This is a genomic window from Maribacter sp. Asnod2-G09 (assembly GCF_045063795.1).
Classification (GTDB): domain Bacteria; phylum Bacteroidota; class Bacteroidia; order Flavobacteriales; family Flavobacteriaceae; genus Maribacter.
The window spans coordinates 212,554-232,788 of sequence record NZ_JBEFOA010000003.1 but is presented as its reverse complement, the minus strand read 5'-3'; the positions used below and the strand labels follow the sequence as shown (position 1 = coordinate 232,788).

General features: G+C 34.2%; 16 protein-coding genes. 5 read left to right on the top strand and 11 right to left on the bottom strand.

The genetic code is table 11. The annotated features are described in order from the left end of the window. Positions 1-10: 10 nt before the first annotated feature. The 5 genes from ACJJVT_RS04915 to ACJJVT_RS04895 all read right to left on the bottom strand — a co-directional run bounded on the left by ACJJVT_RS04915 (position 11) and on the right by ACJJVT_RS04895 (position 8,879). Complete coding sequence (locus tag ACJJVT_RS04915; RefSeq protein WP_405396962.1) at positions 11-4,900, bottom strand: DNA repair ATPase; 4,890 nt, start codon at positions 4,898-4,900, stop codon at positions 11-13. Between the two features lie 61 nt (positions 4,901-4,961). Then, on the bottom strand, positions 4,962-7,028 hold the full coding sequence (locus ACJJVT_RS04910) for an SPFH domain-containing protein (RefSeq protein WP_405396961.1): 2,067 nt from the start codon (positions 7,026-7,028) through the stop codon (positions 4,962-4,964). Positions 7,029-7,042: 14 nt separating this feature from the next. Next, positions 7,043-7,753: a hypothetical protein gene (locus ACJJVT_RS04905; protein ID WP_405396960.1), complete on the bottom strand. Its 711-nt coding sequence runs from the start codon at positions 7,751-7,753 to the stop codon at positions 7,043-7,045. A 4-nt stretch (positions 7,754-7,757) separates the two neighbouring features. Further along, positions 7,758-8,471 carry a PspA/IM30 family protein gene (locus ACJJVT_RS04900; RefSeq protein ID WP_405396959.1) on the bottom strand — a complete coding sequence of 238 codons (714 nt, stop codon included), beginning with the start codon at positions 8,469-8,471 and terminating at the stop codon, positions 7,758-7,760. A 12-nt stretch (positions 8,472-8,483) separates the two neighbouring features. Next, positions 8,484-8,879 carry a molecular chaperone Tir gene (locus ACJJVT_RS04895; protein WP_073244307.1) on the bottom strand — a complete coding sequence of 132 codons (396 nt, stop codon included), beginning with the start codon at positions 8,877-8,879 and terminating at the stop codon, positions 8,484-8,486. Between the two features lie 242 nt (positions 8,880-9,121). On the opposite strand from ACJJVT_RS04895, the gene ACJJVT_RS04890 reads away from it, so the two are divergent. Further along, the gene (locus ACJJVT_RS04890) at positions 9,122-9,877 is read left to right on the top strand and encodes a helix-turn-helix domain-containing protein (protein WP_405396957.1); all 756 of its coding nucleotides are present in this window, start codon (positions 9,122-9,124) and stop codon (positions 9,875-9,877) included. Between the two features lie 57 nt (positions 9,878-9,934). On the opposite strand, the gene ACJJVT_RS04885 is transcribed toward ACJJVT_RS04890, so the two are convergent. Then, positions 9,935-10,126 (bottom strand): cold-shock protein, encoded by a 192-nt coding sequence (locus tag ACJJVT_RS04885; RefSeq protein WP_027067037.1) that lies wholly within the window; start codon positions 10,124-10,126, stop codon positions 9,935-9,937. Between the two features lie 321 nt (positions 10,127-10,447). Here ACJJVT_RS04885 and ACJJVT_RS04880 point away from each other — a divergent pair, with 321 nt between their 5' ends. Further along, a complete protein-coding gene (locus tag ACJJVT_RS04880) occupies positions 10,448-11,290 on the top strand; it encodes a hypothetical protein (RefSeq protein ID WP_405396955.1) in 843 nt (280 codons plus the stop codon). 4 nt (positions 11,291-11,294) lie between these two features. Here ACJJVT_RS04880 and ACJJVT_RS04875 read toward each other — a convergent pair whose 3' ends face one another. The 4 genes from ACJJVT_RS04875 to ACJJVT_RS04860 form a co-directional block, all read right to left on the bottom strand. Then, positions 11,295-12,134 (bottom strand): aminotransferase class IV, encoded by an 840-nt coding sequence (locus tag ACJJVT_RS04875; protein WP_405396954.1) that lies wholly within the window; start codon positions 12,132-12,134, stop codon positions 11,295-11,297. A gap of 5 nt (positions 12,135-12,139) precedes the next feature. After that, positions 12,140-13,039, bottom strand: coding sequence for a sugar phosphate isomerase/epimerase family protein (locus tag ACJJVT_RS04870; RefSeq protein WP_405396953.1), 900 nt, complete (start codon positions 13,037-13,039; stop codon positions 12,140-12,142). Between the two features lie 127 nt (positions 13,040-13,166). Beyond that, positions 13,167-14,354 carry a PQQ-dependent sugar dehydrogenase gene (locus ACJJVT_RS04865; protein ID WP_405396951.1) on the bottom strand — a complete coding sequence of 396 codons (1,188 nt, stop codon included), beginning with the start codon at positions 14,352-14,354 and terminating at the stop codon, positions 13,167-13,169. 150 nt (positions 14,355-14,504) lie between these two features. Beyond that, positions 14,505-15,128, bottom strand: coding sequence for an SDR family oxidoreductase (locus ACJJVT_RS04860; RefSeq protein ID WP_405396950.1), 624 nt, complete (start codon positions 15,126-15,128; stop codon positions 14,505-14,507). Between the two features lie 205 nt (positions 15,129-15,333). On the opposite strand from ACJJVT_RS04860, the gene ACJJVT_RS04855 reads away from it, so the two are divergent. Next, complete coding sequence (locus tag ACJJVT_RS04855) at positions 15,334-15,615, top strand: hypothetical protein (protein WP_405396948.1); 282 nt, start codon at positions 15,334-15,336, stop codon at positions 15,613-15,615. 58 nt (positions 15,616-15,673) lie between these two features. On the opposite strand, the gene ACJJVT_RS04850 is transcribed toward ACJJVT_RS04855, so the two are convergent. Then, a complete protein-coding gene (locus ACJJVT_RS04850; protein ID WP_405396946.1) occupies positions 15,674-16,774 on the bottom strand; it encodes an alkene reductase in 1,101 nt (366 codons plus the stop codon). A 213-nt stretch (positions 16,775-16,987) separates the two neighbouring features. Between ACJJVT_RS04850 and ACJJVT_RS04845 the strand changes: the two genes are divergently transcribed. Next, positions 16,988-19,240: a TonB-dependent receptor gene (locus ACJJVT_RS04845; protein WP_405396945.1), complete on the top strand. Its 2,253-nt coding sequence runs from the start codon at positions 16,988-16,990 to the stop codon at positions 19,238-19,240. Between the two features lie 78 nt (positions 19,241-19,318). Further along, positions 19,319-20,161 carry a helix-turn-helix domain-containing protein gene (locus ACJJVT_RS04840; protein ID WP_405396944.1) on the top strand — a complete coding sequence of 281 codons (843 nt, stop codon included), beginning with the start codon at positions 19,319-19,321 and terminating at the stop codon, positions 20,159-20,161. Positions 20,162-20,235 lie beyond the last annotated feature (74 nt).

Sequence of the window (20,235 nt, the reverse complement as noted above, 5' to 3'; positions counted from 1 at the left end):
TCGTTGATAGCTACTCGTTATTCAGACCTTTTTCAAGAACCGATTTGATACCCGCTAAATTTTCAGAAAATTCCATCATTTGAGAAAGTACTTGTGCCATTTCATTATCATTACCAAATCCTTTTAGCTTATTATTTTTTACAAATTGTTCTTTAATAGCACTCCAGCGCGCATCTTCTTCCGTAGTAAGATTACCGATCAGCTCATTGTACTTTAACAAGTTTGCTTCTGCAGAACCAGTTAAAGTTTGTGCTTCGTTTTCATAATGAGAACGCAACATGGTGTTTAGTTCTTTTTCGTTCATGATTGGCACTATTTGAGCCACCAATTTATTCATGTCTCTATAAGAACCTTGAAGTTTAAAAGAAGGCTCTGTACGGTATTCGTCTTGCATGGCTGCACTTTTAATATATGTTGCATTTACTTTCAACAATACATCTCGTACCCTTAAAACTTTTTCAAGTACCTTTTTATATTCTTCAACTTCTTGGCTAGAATGGTTTCCTATAAGCTGACCTTCGTCAGATTTAGACTCAATTTGTTCTACCAATGTATACACATCGTCAAATTCCTTACTTGCCAATTGCTGTAAAATAGGATTTGCGGTAAGTGAATTTTCAATTAAACTTAGTCTGAACAAGTGTTCTGTTTCGCCAATAATATCACCAAGGTTATAAATATCGGCACGGTTGGCTAACATATCTGGAATCTGAAATTTCTCTCCGCTTTCCGTATATGGGTTACCTGCCATTATTACGCAGAATTTTTTACCACGTAAATCGTATGTTTTAGGCTGTCCTTCGTATACACCTTCTATTTTACGAGTACCATCTGATAAGGAAATGAACTTTTGTAAAAATTCCGGATTACAATGCTGAATATCATCAATATATAGCATTACATTGTTTCCCATTTCAAAAGCAAGATTCAACTTTTTAAGTTCTTCACGAGCAGCACTGTTCTTTGCAGAAGCAGGGTCTACATTGGTAACCTCATGACCAATTGCCGGTCCATTTATTTTAACGAAAATTAAACCAAGTCGGTTTGCTATATATTCCATCAAGGTGGTTTTACCATAACCTGGTGGCGATATCAAAAGCAACATACCCATTCTATCGGTACGTTTGTTTGCACCTACCGTACCTAGTTGTTTCGCTAAATTGTTACCGAAAATTGGAAGATATACTTCATCAATTAATTTATTACGTACGAAAGACGTAAGCACTCTTGGCTTAAATTCCTCTAACTTTAAATCAATTTTTAGTTTTTCGGTTATTTCGTGTTTTGTCTTTTTAAACTTTAGAAATGCCGGAACTTCATCTGACACAAATAAATTCATTCTAGAAATAAAATCATGATAATTGAATGAATAAACTCCTTCAACAATAGTTTCATGAGAACCTCTCAACTCTTTTAAACTTTCATTTGGCGAAACAGCCTTGATTTTAGAAGCAGATTCATCTCTAAATAAAATGGCACCAACAATCTCATTTTCATATCTGTTTAAATTAAGATTAGCATCGACATCTTTTTTAGATTTTAAAAATGCACCTACCCATTGTTTCACCAAACGAACTTTCGATGAAAATTTTGGAGCTTCTTCAACACTTTTCTTAAACTTTAAATCTGCATTTTGAGATTTAAGTAATTTTAAAAATTCATCTTTTAATTGAATAGCAAAGCCACTATACACGAATTCAGAATCTGATTTTAGTTCTTCAAACAGATAATCAGCAATATCTTCGCTTAATAGTACGTCAAAAAGTTTCGTTTCTCCAGAAAAGACTTCTATTTTCTTTTTTAATCCCTCAATGATAGAAGCGTATTCTTTAGATTCAGGAAAATATTGTAAAACCTCTCCTGCGGCTTTTAAACCTTTATCTAATTCGGCTTTAATATCTTGATCCAAATCATTCCAGAAAAATTGGGCATACCCACGAATTTCTGGTCGGTAGGTAAGTAAATCTAATTCATGGTGTTTATGTACCAAAAGCTTCAGTATTCTTGAAGCATCAACATCATGAACCCCTTTTATATAGCCTTCAGAATAGTCGTTTCTACTTTGTTCTTGAACAAGCTTCAACAACTCTTCATCACTTAAAGGAAGTAAATCGTCTTCGGTGAACTTTGAAAATATTTTGTAAGCTAAATATGCAGCACGATAAATATCATCGGTTTCAGAAACATATTCTTGATTCCATAAGTGCCTATTCTTAACAAATTCTTCATTGTTCAGTAATTTGTAAAAATCGGTTCCTGTTAAATGATAATTGAGTTCGTTATCATGAAAAACAATGGTAAGGTCTAACTGCTGCTTGTTAACGCCGAATTTGTGTTTACCTAATCTAATAACACTATCGCCATCTTCATAAAGATCAAGCTTATCCTTTAACTTTCTAAGAGCATCTTCCCTAGCCGTTTTCAATTGGGTTTCAATCTCTTCAGCTTTACCACTATCATCAAGCTCTTGCAATTGAGAAATAATATCACGCAGCTTATTGATCATTAAATCTGACGCAAAGTATCCGTTGATTTCTACTGCAGAATTAAAACTCTGTGCCTTTTTCTGTACCCCTTTTAATATCCTGGCTGATGCATTGGCTAATGCGCTAGATTTTTTATTCCGTTTTTCAATTAAAGAGTTCTTTCTTGCATCAAAAGCAGCATAAACCTCTTCTCTCTTTTCAATAATAGTTTCGATAAATTCTTCGAAATCGGTGAATTTGCCCTCTAGTTCCTCTAATTGAATAGATGTTTTAGTTTGATATTCATCACACTTTTCTGGTGTAGATGCCATATCTAGGTAATTGATGATACTCTGATCGATCAATTTCAATTGTGCAGCAAACTCTGCCTTGGCTTCAGATATACCCAGAGAATTTCTTTTGTTTTTTAAAGCCGCCTTAAGTTCATTTATAGTTGAGAAAATCAATGAAATATCATCGATTATTTTAGTGGAATGGGCTGTATCTTCAATTTCTAGATTAGAAACAATATCGATCAGCATTTCAAGCTGAGAACTGATCTCATTAATTTCTTCTTCCTTCTCTTTAGCTACAATAACCTTTTCAACAGTAGCTATAAATTCTTTTTTATCTTTTAAAGCGTCATGGTATGGTTGTAATGCATTCGGGTTTAAAAGAAACTGAACACAACGTTCTGATATCTTTTTGGTCTGCTCCCCTATTTGTTCTTCCAGGACCTCAATATATTCTAAATCAATATATCGTACTTCTTTAAGTGAAATAGCTTCACCTCTTAAAGATCGCAATCTGGTAAGTAAGGCAACAAACTCATCAATGCTTTTAAATGAGGTGCTTTTGATTTTATTAAATAACTCCTCAGAATTCTGTTGAATTAATTTTGATTGATTTTGAGCATTTTTACGGAGTTGAACCACTTTTTCAAACTCATCAATAGCAGCGTTAGATGCTTTGTTGATTTCTTCAATAGGCTCGTTTAATTGATGTGTTTCTGGTTCTGGTAACCAATAATACGCATCTAATATATCTTTCGAGAACTTTGCAATATCACTATATAGTCCGGCGTAGTTGTCGTTTTTATTCAATAATGTAATTAAGCCATTGACTTCTGCCATAGCCTTTACAATATCTTTGTTTCCTATTTTATAAAGTAAGGTGTCTTCATGCTGAGAAGGCACGTAATCACCTTTTAAATAAGGTGTTTGCCAAATTTGAACTACATGGTGTTTTGTCTGCTCTTGCTCTGTTTTGAAATAACAAAGCTCACCGTTTTCTAAAATTGTAAATCCATTACAGATTATCGGTGTCTTAATAACCTGACTGATGATATTATAAGACATGAGGTTATATAACCCCTCGGCAGCAGAATAGAAAACATACAGGAAATCTTCTCCATTTGGAGAAATAATACGTTCTTGAAATTTTACATTAGGGATAGCATTATCAAAAATGTGATACTCTCCCGTTTGCAAGTAATAACCTGTTGGAAAGATGATACCTTGATCATCTGGCAGTAAAATACAGGCATCTTTAACAGAATCAATTTTTTGAACCTCTCGCATTTTGTCATTAAAAACAAAATAACGGGCAGCTTCTTGAAATGGTTTTATCTCTAAAATTAAAAGGTTGCCTAAATCTCCAAAACGATATTGACCGTCATCTAAAGTTTGGTCAACATATTCTACAGGTTCATCTAAAATACCCTTACCTTCAGCAGTATTGTCCTCAATTTTAATGGTAAGATCACCGCCAATGGTTTCTACAAATACCCGGTCTTTAATTGAAACATGAGAATGAACACCATAACGATGCATATCTCTAGTAGCTTCTTGCCATTTAAACTCTTGTTGAACAGGAAATTTGTATTCATGTTCACTACGGTTATCAATATATTTTAACGAATTGTCTACCACTAACCATTTAAAGGTTTTGATATCCGTAGGACTTTCACTTAGCTGAAAAACCATATGTAGATAATTTCCAATTACGGCGAAGTTGGAAAATATCGTATTTCTATAGTATTTATATAAATTGGTAAAATCTGTTTTAAAGGTCGCATCTTCTAACAGATCAAGATCAGCAGCTTTAAAACTGTAATCTGTAAAAGTGTAACTGCTAAAAACATCTTTAATATTTATTTCAGTTCTAAGACCAAAATGAACATTATAACCGAACAGACACGTATCGCCAAAAGAAACAATATCGCGTGCAATACAATTGTTTTCTGTATTGATTCTGGCATTCGCAATAAGCTTTGTTTCTAATGAGCCAAATACGGTTTTTCTATCGTCATTTAGTTCGATGAGCTTGCTCTGTAATGATTCCTTCTGCTTTTGCAGTCGGTTTTTAATTACATCGTAAGTACCACCATCTAAAATATGTTCTTCCGTTTTGTCTGTTCGGGATTCTTCTGCCATAAAAGTAACTAGGCTTTAGTATTACATTAATAATTCACTTAAAAACTCTTAGCGCACGTGGTTATTTCAGCTTTTTATCGCCCATACCTAATCCCTTTGCAAGGTTAAATAGGTTGCTAAATAACGTTTGCTCGTCGCTATCGTTAGACTTTGACTTTAAGTCCATCAGTAAATTAGCAATAGTTACGTTTTTAAGGTCTTCAGATGAAATTCCGTATTTATCAGCGAATTCTTTTACTTTCTCTAATAAGTTACCCTTAACATCATCACTACCTAAAATAGCATCTTTTACATCTTGTATGTTGGTACTGTTTTCAACCAATCTGTCATACCCTTTGGCTCTAGTAATTTGTCCAATAATTTGATCAAAGAACATTGTTTCACCACCAACGATATCAATTTTAGCAGCTTTTAAAGCATCGCCAATAACCTGTGCCTGAGCATCTGCTATATCTTTCTGAATATTGATGTGAGCAAGATCAACTTGTAATTCTTTGTCTAAACGTAATTTGAATTCTTCATGCTCTTTACCAACACCATCTAGTTTCTTCATTGCATTAGCTTTCTCTTCAATACCAGCGGCATCTGCCAACGCTTTTTCTTTGATAACATCAGCTTCTGCCAATCCATCTTTACGTTTTGCTTCTGCCTTAGCTTCAATACCAGTTGCTTCAGCTTTCGCTTTCTTCTCAATGATAATAGCTTGAACAATTCCTTCACGCTCGTAAGCATCGGCTTTAGCATGCATCACTTGCGCTTCAGACATACCAACAGTAGCTTCTTCTTTTGCTGTTGCTTCAGCTAAAATTTTACGCGCTTCAGCTTCTTTCTCACTAGCTTCTTTATGAGCTAAAGCTTCGATATTAATCTCTTCAGCTTTTTGCTTAGCAGCTTCTTTTTGAGCTTCTGCAGCCTTAATTGTTTTAATTAAGTCTTCTTGTGCATTTGCTTCAGCAATAGTAATTTTTACTTGCTTATCTCTATCGGCAGTTTTAAAAGCTTGAATATCTTTCATATTTTCCTGCTCTTCCACTACTCCCTTTTCCAACGTAACACGATCGCGAATAACATCTTGAATATTCTTCTTCTCAACTTCAACAACTTTCTCTTTCTCAATCTGTGCAAGCGTAACTACTCGCTCTCTTTCTGTAGCCTCTAAAAGTCTGTCTTTTTCAACTCTTTCAGTTTCTACAGCATCTGTACGTTGCTTATTCTTTAAAGCAACAATAATTTGACGCTCCATGTTTTCTTCGGCAACCTTCACTTTTTCACGAGTAGCGATACGAGCGGTTTCAGACTTTAAAAGTTCTTCTTCAGCTACTTTTAAAGTTTCAGCCTCTTCGCGAGATTTTATATTCGCAATTTCTCTTTTTTGCTGTTCTTCTTTTTCAGCTAATTGTTTGTCAAGTTCAAGTATAGCTTCCCTTGCTTCAACATCTTGCTTACGTATAGTTTTCTCCTCATCACGCTTAATAAGATTAGACTTCACATTTTGAGCAGCAGTTAAATCGTTAATTTTCTTAATACCTTCCGCATCAAGAATATTATCAGCTTTTAGGTGCGCAACAGCTGTTTGTTCAAGGTAATCAATAGCACAATCCTCTAATGTATACCCGTTAAGGTCTGTGCCAATGATATCTACAATTTCATCTCTAAACTCTCTACGAGCTTCGTATAATTGAATGAAATCGAACTTTTTACCAACTGTTTTTAAGGCTTCCGAGAATTTAGCTTCAAATAGTTCTTCTAAAGTTTCTTGGCGCGATGCTCTTTGAACACCAATGGTTTGTGCCACCTTTTTAATAAAATCGACCTCATTGTTAACCCTAACAAAGAATGCCACTTTAATATCGGCACGCATGTTATCCTTACAAATTAAACCTTCGGTAGCGAGTCTTTCAATTTGAATTTTCTTTACTGAAATGTCCATTACTTCAACCCTGTGAAATACTGGCACAACGTACAGACCTTTGTCCGTTGCTACTTTAGTTCCTCCAAATCCGGTTCTAACAAGGGCTTGACCTTGATGAACTTTTTTGTAGAACATTGCAATGATTGCAAAATAAACAATGATAAGAAAGAGGATGACCCCCAGACCTATACCGATAATTGAAAAGATGGATTCCATAAATGATTTAAGTTTTATTGGTTATAAGATTGTACTAGAAAATATGTGTGATCCGCAGATCTTTTGATGATTAATACCGAGCTACCATAAGTTAATGGCTTACGGTTTAAAGATTTGACATAAATAGAATGGCTATTACCATCTGCCTTTACTTCTGCGTTACCCATTTTGTCTTCAGTAATGTTTGATAGTAATGTCGCTTGCCTGCCTAAAAAATCTACAGGTGCATCGCCATCTTTATTCAATTGCTTGAAGAAGCCTTTGAACGGAGTGGTAAATAACTTATTGACAAACAACGCAGGAAAAAGTGCAGCGATCATAATAATGAAACCTACAAAGTTATCATAGGTAAACGTCAATGTGGTCATTAGAGTTGTAATCAACCACCAAACAAATATCCAGCAGGTAAACGTGAACATGAAAGGTAGACCAACGAAGTTGAAATAGATAAGGAAAATTTGCCACCATTTAAGTGGTCTACGCCTTTTGCCTAATACATCATCTTGATTGACTTCGGTATTCGAGATATCTTCAAAATCAAGATTACCACCTTCTAAACCAGAGTCAAGGTTTATATCTGCATCTACATCTATATCGACATCAACATCTAGGTCAAAATCAAGACCACCTATCATGGTAATGATCCAATACACCAGAAGGAGTATCAATAACAAGGTTAATGTGATATTTACCTCAGAAAATAATATGTCTATTAATTGATTCAAATTTTTATTTTTTGGATTTGTTAAACCCTAGTTGTTCTTTTAATTTTTGAAGTTCATCATCTGCAGCAGCTTCAGTGGTATCAGCAGCTTTATCTAATTCTTCATCAATAGATTTACTAGAATTTGCTATATCGCCATAAGCTTCAGCCAAGGCTTCTTCTTGTGCAATTTTCTCTTTCATTCTTTCAAGCATTGACACTGTACCAGTACTGTCTAATTCAGCCATTTGCTTGTTTAAATTTTTGGTCGCGTTACTTACCTTAACACGAGCTTTAAGCGTTTTAAGCTCATTTTCCCAATTACCAATGTTGGCTTTTAAAGCTTCGACATTGCCTTGCATCTGACTAACATTAGCTTCGAATTTTTCAGTTTCTATTTGGGTAGCTTCTAATTGCTTTTCGCTATTTTCTTTCTGTACTAAAGCTTCTTTAGCAAGTCTGTCTGCCTCGACAGCATCCATTTCTTTATTATTAGCCTTCTTTAAAATAATAATGGCTTTGTCTTGATACTCTTTTGCTTTGTTCTTGTATACGTCTTGATCATTCTTAGAACGTATAGCAAGTGCTTTTACTTGTGCAAGTGCTTCTAAACTTTTTTCTAAGTCTAATTTCATATCCCTAATGCCCTGTTCTGTCATCTTAATAGGATCTTCCATTTTGTCAATTGCCGAATTGGTTTCAGCCTCTCCTATTTTAAATAGTCTTTTAAATATATTCATGATTTTTTATTTTTAATATTTAGAAAATTCAATTATTTGATCTGAGTATTCACTCATTAGTAAGCTTAAAGAATTGAGACTAGCCTCAAACTCGTTTAGATCCATATTCTCGATTTGTAATGTATCTCTGAATATGACTCGGTTTGCTGTTTCGTCTAGCACAAAAGCACCATGAATGATATCTCTATTTTTCTGAAGTAAATTTTTAAAGATTTTTTCGGATTGATTATGAACAGAAAATATAAATTGTTCCATAATCAAAATTGGTGGTGACACCCCTAAAATCAAATTTTTTATCCCAGAATCTTCTTTCTCAACAACCAAAATTCCGTCTACTCTATTCTCTTTAACGATATTAAAGTTTAATTGAAGAAGGTAATCTCTGGTTATATTAAAATGGTTTTTCATATGTGTTGGTTTATGTAGGTGGTTTCTTTAATTCAATAATACAAAATATTACTGATGTGATTTCTTAAATTGAGATTAGCAACGCTAAAATGTAAACAACGACGATGAACATAATATTGTGTTTTTAAAATCGGTTAATAAAAAATACTAGCTCAAAATAATAGCAATTTGAATAATTATTGCTAATTTTGTTAGACAAATATAATAATATTTTTATCAATTGCAAATTTTATTAGCAAAATATGTCGTACTTCGGAAAGAATATTAGAAAAATAAGAAGTTTAAAAAGTCTTAGTCAACAGGCGTTTGCAGAGCTATTTGAGCTAAAAAGAGGGACTTTAGGTGCCTATGAAGAAGGGCGAAGTGAACCTAAATTAGAAACACTAATTAAAATTGCTAATTATTTTAGCATTCCTATAGATGACCTATTAACGACAGAATTAACTGTAAATAATTTATTAAAATTTAAAGGGAATTTAACTGTCGAGCAAGATTTAGGCGAGCAAGAATTTTTTATAAAAGTACCTTGTATTACGACCTTAAATCAGAACGATTATATTAAGTATTATAATAAGGATTCTTACATTCAAGACTTACCATTTTTATCACTACCGATAAATCCAGATAAGAAATTTCGGGCTTACACTGTACAGAATTTAGAAATGAGTAAGAACGAATTGGGCATGTTTCCAAAAGACATCGCCATAGGCGAATGCATTCCTCCATCGGTTTATTCAAAATTAAATAATGGAACACTTGTTTTTGTAGTTACGGATAAAAGCATCATTTTAAGGCGGTTATTTATTACCAATGATACTTATGTTTTACGTGCCGAGCACAAAAATGTAGATGATGTAGAATTACAGCCTAAAGAAATAAAAGAGATGTGGCGCGTTAGGTATGTGTTCTATCACAGATTACCAGAGACCAACTTTAATTTAGAAGAAAAACTATTTCAATTAGAAAAAGATTTCGATAGACTTAAAAATGAGCGATAAATAAAAAAGCTCTTCATTTCTGAAGAGCTTTTTCTTAAACTTGAAAGTATATATGTCTTAGATAACTTTAACGTTCACTGCGTTTAATCCTTTGTTACCTTCTTTAAGTTCGAATTCAACTTCATCGCCTTCACGAATTTCGTCGATTAAACCTGAAATGTGTACAAAGTGGTCTTTTTCAACTCCTTCTTCAGTGATAAAACCGAATCCTTTTGTGTCATTGAAAAATTTTACTGTTCCTTTACTCATTGTAATGTAATTTAATTTATAATACTTATTAAGCTGCAAAGATGACGCCAATAGTTGACAAACAGGGTTTAAACTTATTTTAAATCAATATTTTGTGAATATTTTAAGAGTTTTTGCTTGTTTTGAGTATGATTAAGGTAATTCTTACTTTTTTTGAGCAGCTAACCACTCCATAATAGTCACATTTTCACCTTGTAATAAGACTGGTTCTTTATTAAAATCAAAATTTGCATGGTTCGCGTAGCTATAAATTCTATGATAATCAAGTTAATATTTGATACTTTAGTAGAAACAACAAATCAATTATCTCAAACTTATAAAATGAAAAAAGTAATCAGTTTACATAAAATAATATCAGGTTTAGCATGTGCCCTACTCTTCAGTATTGGAGTAAATGCCCAAAAAGCAACATTCAATATGGATAAAGATTTATTGCTAGTACAGTTAGACTGCAAAACCGATATAGACGATTTACATACCGCAGCTGGTTTCGCTACATTAATAAATCACCCAGATTATAAGAACCTAAATTATCTTGCCGTTGCAGGTACTTATGGCATTCAAGAAGGTTTATATGTGCCACCAAACGAATTAATGCCAATGGTCTTTGGTGAAAATTGGTTAGATGCAGATAAAGAATGGAAAGCTTCGGTAGATAAAGTGGTCTCTAAGGCATTGAAAATCATTGAAAATGGAGGTTCTATTTGGGTGGCAGAAGCGGGACAGTCAGATTTCACGTCAGAATGGGTTAAGGAGTTGTCAAGAAAGGATATTTCGATTAAAACAAGAGAAAGTGTTCATGTAGTGCAGCATAGCGATTGGAACGAGTCGGTTACTAAACCTGTTAAACTTATGTATACAAAAACGGTTACAGATTACCATAAAATTGCAGATGGTAATGAAGTGGGTAATGGTACACCGGGTTTAAAGTCTGAAGGTAAGGTAGATTGGGAATCAAAATTAAATGATGAACACTTAACCAAAGTTTGGAATACCGCTATTCGTTTAGGAAACAAGTATAACGGAAAAGATGGCAGATATTTAAATGAAAGTGTTGCTGAAGGCGGACTTGATTTTTCTGATTTAAGTGAAGTATGCTATATTTTAAATCTAATGGAAATTAAAGATGCAGATGAATTCTTTACCTATTTTAAGGTAGACTAGAATCTTATTTAAGTTTTAAAAAGGCCTCTTGTAATCTTTGCGTTACGGGGCCTTTTTCATTTCCTGTAAATAGTAAATGATTGTCAATTTTTTGAATCGTAGCAATCTGTGTACTCGTACCTGTCAAGAACGCCTCATCAATTGTATTAATTTCTTCTTTTGCAATAGGTATTTCTTTAATTTCTATACCTAAAGAATGACAAAGCTCAATAACCACAATTCTAGTAATGCCATTAAGAATAAACTCATCTGCCGGATGTGTGTAAACGACTCCATCTTTGACAAAAAACACATTGCAATGTGATGCTTCGGTAAAAACTCCGTTTCTATGTAATATGGTTTCGTAGCACTCATGTTGCATGGCTTCTTCATTCAACATTACATTGCCCAGTAATGAAGTCATCTTAATATCGCAGCGAGACCACCTGAAATCATCTCTAGTAATTACATGGGCATTTACAGTATTTATTTCAGGCAATACTTTTGGTATCGCATACATCATAACCGTTGGTTTTATATCTGCAGGAAATGAATGTTGTCTTGGTGCTACTCCCCTAGTAATTTGAATGTACAACATGCAATCTTTATCGGTTAACGCTGCTGCTTTTAATAAAGTGGTAATTTCATTTTTAAGTGAGCTAGAATCAAACTCAATATTAATTTTTTGGAGTCCCGATTGTAAGCGGTCTAGGTGTTCTTTTTCATAAAAGAATCTACCGTTTATCTGAACCATCACTTCATATAAACCATCACCGAAAATAAATCCGCGATCGAAAACAGATACTTTGGCATCCGCAGAATTTACAATACTTCCGTTTAGATATACTTTATCAGGATAACTCATAAAACTTATAAATAACGTTGAAGGTGTTTTTTGAAATAGGTAGCGCTATCAGAAATACTCTGCATAGCGTTTTCTGCAAAATTACCGCCTTGCTCTATATAGTAATATTGTAAATCATCTTTGTTAATAGATAATAACATGCTTTTGTAATCAATAGATCCATTACCCATTTCAGAATAATCGCGAGTTACTTTGTCCATATCTTTTATATGCCACATAACATAGCGACCAGGATTTTCGGCAATTAATTCAGCCGGACTCTTATTTGCAGAATGCTCAACCCAATACATATCCATCTGTAGTTTTACCAAATTTGCATCTGTGCCAGATAAAATAACATCATAACCTTGCTCACCATTATGGTCTGTAAATTCGAAATCGTGATTGTGATAAGCGAACTGTAGCCCAGCACTAGCTACCTGCTCCCCTATTACATTTAATTTGTCCTTTAGAATCTTGAAATTTTCAATTGTACGATATTCTGGTGCCAACCAAGGCCATGTAATGTATGTACTATCTAAGGTAATAGAACCTTCTATACATTGGTCTACATAACGTTTGAGCTTTTCATTAGGTTCATTAAAACGACTAGAAAAATCATAGTGCCCACTAGAAATGGTAAAATCTAAATCATCAATCTGTTTTTTAAATTCCTTAGATTTTATACCGTAATAGGTGTCGTTCTCACCATCATAACCATAAATCTCCCCATCAACATATCCTAGTTCACGTGCATATTTAATACTCCCGATTGGGTCCTTCGCCATGGCATCGCGAATGGTGAACAATTGTAAACCCATTTTATATTTATAATCCAACGGCAATACAGACAAGGGTAGCATAGAACTTACCGAAAGCACACCGGTCTGTTTTAAAAATGTTCTACGAGAATTTGAATCATTCATGATGAGAAGTTCTAATAAAATAAATAAGTACTATAAATATAAGGGTTGCGAAAAGAACTTAAACATTTATTAACGAAAAAAGCAGCCCAAAAAGGCTGCTTTTTCAAAATCTTAGAAGTTATTCTTGTTAGTTACTCGCTACTGCTGTATTGCTGTATGATAGTCTATAAATTGCATCTCCGAAATCATCAGAAATAAGCATAGAGCCATCTTCTAAAACCAATAGATCTACAGGTCTTCCGGTAGCTTTTTGGGCTACTTCATCTAACCAGCCATCAATAAAAGTTTCACTATTTACAACTTCACCATCTTCAATATCAACCATCATAATTCGATACCCTACTTTTTTGCTTCTGTTCCAAGAGCCATGTTCTGCAATGAAAGCTTTGCCTTTATATTCCGCAGGGAACATATTACCGGTATAAAACTTAATACCAAGTGGAGCAACGTGAGCATCTAACTGTAAAGCAGGGTCAACAAAATCTGAACAAGGGCGTAAATCTCCAAATTCAGGATCCTTAACAATGCCACCATGGCAAAAAGGGTATCCGAAATGCTGACCAGCTTCGGTAACTGTGTTTAGTTCGCAAGGCGGAATATCATCACCTAACATATCGCGACCGTTATCTGTAAACCACATCTGCTTCGTATCGGGATGCCAAGTGAATCCGACAGAGTTTCTAACTCCTCTAGCATAAATTTCTCGATTGCTACCGTCAGGATCCATTCTTGAAATGGTTGCAAATCGCTCATCTTCATCCGTCTTATTACAAATATTACAAGGAGCTCCAACAGGAACATACAGTTTGTCATCTGGTCCGAATGCAATGTATTTCCATCCGTGATGAAATTCCGTCGGAAAATCATCATAAATTAATTCTTTTTCTAGGTCACCACCAATCTGATCTTCAATATTTGGGTATTTCCAAAGACTACCTACTTGCGCAACATATAAATCACCATTTCTCATGGCTATACCGTTAGGTACCTCCATAGTGTCAATCACTATAATGTTATCAGCTTTAAAATCCCCATTCGTATCTTGAATCGCATATACGTTGTTTTCTGTACGAGTACCAACAAACAAAGTTCCGTTGTCACCCATAGCCATAGAACGCGCACCATCTACTCCCCTAGCGTACACCTCAATTTCAAAACCTTCAGGTAGGTTTAAATCTAATAAGGCCAAATCGGTACTGTCAAGCTCCACTTCTTTAATGGCGCTATCTTTATTCTCTTTCTTGCTCTCTTTACAAGAATTTAGAGATATTACAACGGCGAGCGCCATAGTAATCTTCAAAAATGAACTTTTCATATTTAGGTTGTTTAGTTTAGTACGAAGATACACAACATGATTTAGTATAATAATTTTAAAAAAATAAGCCGAAATACTATTGAACTTAAAAAAGTCAATACTAACAACGTTAGAATTGACTTTTTTTAATGCTTTATTTATTGTCGCCCATTAAGCATCCATTGCTTTACCAATTAGCGTATCGCCTTGTATAATTTCAAAAGTTGAATTGATGGCAGTATCATCGTGTAAAGACCTTACCAATGTTTGCGCAACATCATCTCTGGTAATAGAGCCTTGTTTATTTAATTTAGATTCAAGTTCAATTTTACCAGTGCCTACCTCATTTGTTAATGAGCCAGGTCTAACAATAGCATATTTTAAATTAGCTGATTTTAAATATTCGTCAGCATTATGTTTTGCTTTTAAATAATCTTTAAGGTCACTAGCCTCTTCTGGGTTATCTGCACCCATTGAACTAAGCATTACAAACTTTTTGATATTTGCTTTTTTGGAAGCGTTAATTAGATTTTTAGCTCCCTCTTGATCTACTTCGACCACTTTTTTACCACCAGATCCAGCAGCAAAAATTACCTTATCTATATTTTCTACAGTATGTGACAAATCCTTCTCTAAATCACCAAGCACTGTTTTTATGTTTTCTTTTTCAAACTGTTCTTTTTGCTCTTCTTTTCGAACCATTGCTATAGGTTGAAAATATTGAGAGTTCTTTAAAAGGTTCACTATTTTTTTTCCGGTGGTACCGTTGGCTCCGGCTACTAATATATTTTCCATGTTCTTTATTTTGATTGCAAGTTGGTAAAATACCGCAGTAAACATTGATGCTTTACCATTTTTTCTTAACACGATTACCTTTATGTAAATAAAGCAACATATACTATTCATATTATTTTAAAAGAGCATGAATATTATTGGAAAGCGATAATGAAAAAGATGTAGTACCTATACCTTGTGCCTATAATACTTTAAAAAAATAATTATGGAAAGTGAAAATAAAAAAGTGGAGTATAATTCTGATGTTACAGAACAAGATTTATCTGCATTAGGAGAAAAAACAAAAAATACAAGAACAGATGGTGGGGATGATGTTCAGTTGATTGATCGAGAAAATGATGTAGATTTTGCAGGCAAAGATTTAGATGTGCCTGGTCGAAATTTGCCAAAAAATCAAATGAACCTAAAGGATGAGGAGAATCAACTATATAGTCAAGGTGGAGCCGAAAATGAAAATTTAGAGCAAGACACCGATACTATTAGATAGTAGAAATATAAAAAGCAGCCAAGTGGCTGCTTTTTATTTATAAATTATTTTTTAAGCCTTAGTTTGCTTCATTGTATTCTGGGTAATCTATATAGCCTTCTTTACCTGGAGTATAAAAAGTTTCTGCATCCCATTCCGCAAGCGGGTAATTATGCTCGAAACGCGTAAACAAATCCGGATTAGAAATAAAAGGCTTTCCAAATGCAACCAAATCTGCATTGCCTTCTTCAATTACTTTATTACCAGACTCTTGGTCAAACCCTGCGTTAATCATTAAGGTTCCATTATAAAGAGGTCTAAAATGCTTTGCAATGTGTTCTTCAGCAAATGGTACATTCGATACATCATTAAACGGCTCAGATAAATGAACGTAAGCCAAGTTATAATCATTCAGTTTCTTTATAATATATTCGAAAGTAGGTATTGTATCTTTATCTAAGGTGATGCCGAACATATCATTCAACGACGGATTAAATCGTACTCCTATTTTTTCTTGTGGAATAACGGTTTTCATAGCATCTAAAACTTCAAAAAAGAAGCGGGTTCTATTTTCTGTATTCCCACCATACTCATCCGTTCTAATGTTAGAAGTGCCATTAAAAAATTGGTGAAATAAATAGCCGTTAGAAGAATGAATTTCTACTCCGTCAAATCCCGCTTCAACAGCATTGACAGTAGCGTTTTTAAAATCTTCAACGGTTTGTTTAATGTCAGAATTAGTCATTGCTTTTGGTGTCACGGTATCTTTAAATCCTTCAGGTGTGAATGATTTCGCATTCGGATTTATTGCTGACGGAGCCAATGGCAATTCGCCATCGTGAAAATCGGGGTGAGACATACGCCCAACATGCCACAATTGAATAAATATTTTTCCGCCTTTATCATGAACAGCTTTAGTTACTTTTTTCCAGCCTTCTACCTGTTCTTTAGAATATATTCCAGCAGTATTTATATAACCTACGGCATCTTTAGAAACTTGTGAACCTTCGGTGATAATTAATCCTGCAGATGCTCTTTGTGCGTAATAGGGAACATGTAAATCTTCGGTAGGTACATTTCCTTCATTTGCCGCTCTACTTCTAGTCATGGGTGCCATAGCAACCCTATTCTTTAAGTCTAAATTTTTATGATACGGATTTAATAATGCTTGATTACTCATATATTTTTAATTTGTAAAGTGTATTGTTTGTCGCACAAAGTTCAAATAATTACATGTAGTTTCTTGACTCTTATCGTTAAAACATTGTTATAAAACGTATAAAAATTAGATTGTTAAACCCATACCCTATGTTTGCCTTTCTATAAATTTTAAAACCTTTCTAGTTTTTTATCGTAAGTACAGATAAAAACAACCTTTCCTAAATATTATTTTATGATTCATAGCCGAAATTGGGCTTTAAAGCTTACAGTATTTGTGTTATTATTGAGCGCGACTACTATTGTAAATGCTCAAACTTTAAAAGGTAACGTTACAAATGCAGAAGGTGTAGCTCTAGAAAATGTAGGTATCTTTAATCAGACCTCTGGTCAACACAGTCATACAAATTTGTCAGGTGTATTTTCGCTGACTTCCACATCCGTAAATGACTCAGTTTATTTTTCTAATTTAGGATTTAAAACTTTTATACTCCTTGTAAATCAAAACCATTTAGATGAAGGAGTACATATAAAGTTAGAAGAATCGAGTATTAATTTAGATCAAGTTGTTGTAGTGTCAAAGGTAGATGCCATGACAAGATTTGTTAATATAGATGTGCAGAATGATCCTGTAAAATCATCTCAAGAAATACTACGTAAAGTACCCGGACTATTAATTGGTCAGCATGCCGGTGGCGGTAAAGCAGAACAGATTTTTTTAAGAGGATTTGATATTGATCACGGTACAGATGTCGCAATTAGTGTAGATGGTATGCCCGTAAACATGGTATCTCATGCCCACGGTCAAGGGTATGCAGATTTGCACTTTGTAATTCCAGAAACGATAGATAATATTAACTTCGGAAAAGGACCCTATTACGCAGATAAAGGCGATTTTAATACAGCAGGATACGTTGATTTAAGTCTTAAGAAAAGCGTTGATAAAAGTATGGTCTCTTACGAGTCTGGTCAGTTTAATACCAATCGATTTGTTGGTCTTTTTAATATTTTAGAAAGTAGCAAGAGTGACGCTTATTTGGCTTCAGAGATTTATTTAACTGACGGACCTTTTGATTCTCCACAGAATTTTAACCGTGTAAATATTCTAGGTCGCTATAATTATAAGGATATAGGAAAAGAGGAATTGACATTAACCGCTTCGCATTTTCAAAGCAAGTGGGATGCCTCTGGTCAGGTGCCACAACGCGCAATAGATCAAAACATCATAGGTCGTTTTGGTGCGATAGATGATACAGAAGGCGGACAAACAAGTAGAACAAACTTGATGTTAAACCATACCAAATTCATAGGTGAAGATCAATTTTTAAAGACACGCGCTTTTGTAAGCAAATACGATTTTGAGCTATTTTCAAACTTCACTTTCTTTTTAGATGACCCTGTTAATGGAGACCAAATACGACAGTATGAAGATAGAACCATTATGGGTGCTGAAACTGTTTTTGAACAGATTGATATGGCGGTAGGTACTGACGACAGGTTCAAATACGCCACAGGAATCGGATTTAGAAATGATAATGTAGATGACGTAACACTTGAGCATACCTTAAATAGGAAAACCTCATTAGAGCAATATGCATTTGGCGATGTTGATGAAACTAATATCTATGGATTTGTAAATGGAGAGTACAAAACGGGAAACTGGACCTTTAATCCGTCTGTGCGAATAGACTATTTTAATTTTGAATATGAGAACAAACTAAGTGCTCTGTATGATAACAAAAGTGAAAGCAAAGCAATTGTGAGTCCGAAATTAAACACTTTATATTCTGTAAATAGAAATTGGCAATTGTTCTTAAAGACAGGGATAGGTTTTCACTCAAACGATGCGCGTGTAGTAACAGCAAATGAAGGTCGAGATGTATTGCCAAAAGCATATGGTGTAGATTTCGGAACAATTATTAAACCAATAGATAAACTGGTGCTTAATGCAACTTTGTGGGGGCTGTTCTTAGATCAGGAATTTGTGTATGTTGGTGATGCTGGTATTGTTGAGCCAAGTGGAAAAACCAGAAGAGTTGGTGTCGAAGTTGGTGGTCGTTACCAAATTCTAGATTGGTTATACCTTTATAGTGACGTAAACTATACGTATGCTAGAAGTACAGAAGAAGCAGATGGTGAAGATTATATTCCGCTAGCACCAGATTTTACAGCAGTAGGTGGATTATCTTTTAGTGATATCGGTAATTTTTCTGGAAACCTTAATTATAGATATTTAGGTGACAGAGCTGCAAATGAAGATAATAGTATTGTTGCAGAAGGTTATTTCGTAACCGATTTAAATCTAAACTACCATATCAAAAACTTGACAGTTGGAGTAATTGTCGAAAATCTATTTGATACCGAATGGAACGAAACGCAATTTGCTACCGAAAGTAGGTTATTCAATGAAATAGCATCAGTTGAAGAAATTCATTTTACTCCTGGTACTCCGTTTTATTTAAGAGGAAAGGTTTCTGTGAGGTTTTAAGAAAACTATTGTTTAAAAAGTATAAAGGTTGATTTATTACGTCTGTAATGAATCAACCTTTTTTTAGACCAAAGCAGCATGCAAGAAGTTTTTAAAGATTTTAGTACTGGTGGATTACTCAAAATTGGTAATGAGTTATTATTAGAATCTTATAGAAAACCAAAGCAAGCAGGAATTTATATTTTTATTAGAACTACTACACAAAAAGCTTCTATAGAGGTAGATGGTGTTCCGTATACCATTTCTGAACATAGTTTATTGGCATTGACTCCTGTCCAGTTTTTTCGATATACAGAAGGCAGCGATTTAATTGTCTATCAATTCAATAGAGAGTTTTATTGCATTAAAGACCATGACCAAGAAGTAAGCTGTGCCGGATTATTATTTTTCGGTAATGCCCACATTCCTGTAATAGATTTAGGCGAAAAAGAACAGCGAAAGTTCGATACATTGCACGAGGTGTTTGTAGATGAGTTAGAAACCGAAGACACTATACAAGCAGAAATGCTGCGTATGCTCATGGCTCGCTTTATGATTATGAGCACAAGATTACTTAAAGCTAAAGAAGGTTTCAGTGAAGCTGCCAACGATGTAAAAGTAGATTTACTAAGAGGATTCAATTTATTGGTTGAAGAGCATTACAAGTTAGAACATTCAGTTTCGTTCTATGCAGACAAATTATTTAAATCTCCTAAAACGCTATCTAATACCTTTTCTAAATTTAATACCACTCCCCTACAAATAATTCATGAGCGTATAATTCTTGAGGCAAAGCGATTACTTATCTATACCGATAAGACAGCAAAAGAAATAGCGTATGAAATTGGTTTCGATGATGCCTCGCATCTAAGTAGGCTATTTAAAAACCAAACACAACAATCTCCATCAGATTTCAAAAAACAACTCAAAAAATCATTTTAGGGAAATATCGACAACACCTTGGGTGATATTGCCCGTTTTAAGATTCATAATAACTAGATCTTTGTAGTGTAGAA

What these genes read in the sequence shown, in the direction of transcription:
- ACJJVT_RS04860 (WP_405396950.1), bottom strand. Translation starts at nt 15,128, where the DNA reads ATGGAAAATATATTAGTAGCCGGAGCCAACGGTACCACCGGAAAAAAA.
- ACJJVT_RS04885 (WP_027067037.1), bottom strand. Translation starts at nt 10,126, where the DNA reads ATGAGTAAAGGAACAGTAAAATTTTTCAATGACACAAAAGGATTCGGT.
- ACJJVT_RS04840 (WP_405396944.1), top strand. Translation starts at nt 19,319, where the DNA reads ATGCAAGAAGTTTTTAAAGATTTTAGTACTGGTGGATTACTCAAAATT.
- ACJJVT_RS04890 (WP_405396957.1), top strand. Translation starts at nt 9,122, where the DNA reads ATGTCGTACTTCGGAAAGAATATTAGAAAAATAAGAAGTTTAAAAAGT.
- ACJJVT_RS04855 (WP_405396948.1), top strand. Translation starts at nt 15,334, where the DNA reads ATGGAAAGTGAAAATAAAAAAGTGGAGTATAATTCTGATGTTACAGAA.
- ACJJVT_RS04915 (WP_405396962.1), bottom strand. Translation starts at nt 4,900, where the DNA reads ATGGCAGAAGAATCCCGAACAGACAAAACGGAAGAACATATTTTAGAT.
- ACJJVT_RS04900 (WP_405396959.1), bottom strand. Translation starts at nt 8,471, where the DNA reads ATGAATATATTTAAAAGACTATTTAAAATAGGAGAGGCTGAAACCAAT.
- ACJJVT_RS04865 (WP_405396951.1), bottom strand. Translation starts at nt 14,354, where the DNA reads ATGAAAAGTTCATTTTTGAAGATTACTATGGCGCTCGCCGTTGTAATA.
- ACJJVT_RS04910 (WP_405396961.1), bottom strand. Translation starts at nt 7,028, where the DNA reads ATGGAATCCATCTTTTCAATTATCGGTATAGGTCTGGGGGTCATCCTC.
- ACJJVT_RS04880 (WP_405396955.1), top strand. Translation starts at nt 10,448, where the DNA reads ATGAAAAAAGTAATCAGTTTACATAAAATAATATCAGGTTTAGCATGT.
- ACJJVT_RS04895 (WP_073244307.1), bottom strand. Translation starts at nt 8,879, where the DNA reads ATGAAAAACCATTTTAATATAACCAGAGATTACCTTCTTCAATTAAAC.
- ACJJVT_RS04870 (WP_405396953.1), bottom strand. Translation starts at nt 13,039, where the DNA reads ATGAATGATTCAAATTCTCGTAGAACATTTTTAAAACAGACCGGTGTG.
- ACJJVT_RS04850 (WP_405396946.1), bottom strand. Translation starts at nt 16,774, where the DNA reads ATGAGTAATCAAGCATTATTAAATCCGTATCATAAAAATTTAGACTTA.
- ACJJVT_RS04875 (WP_405396954.1), bottom strand. Translation starts at nt 12,134, where the DNA reads ATGAGTTATCCTGATAAAGTATATCTAAACGGAAGTATTGTAAATTCT.
- ACJJVT_RS04845 (WP_405396945.1), top strand. Translation starts at nt 16,988, where the DNA reads ATGATTCATAGCCGAAATTGGGCTTTAAAGCTTACAGTATTTGTGTTA.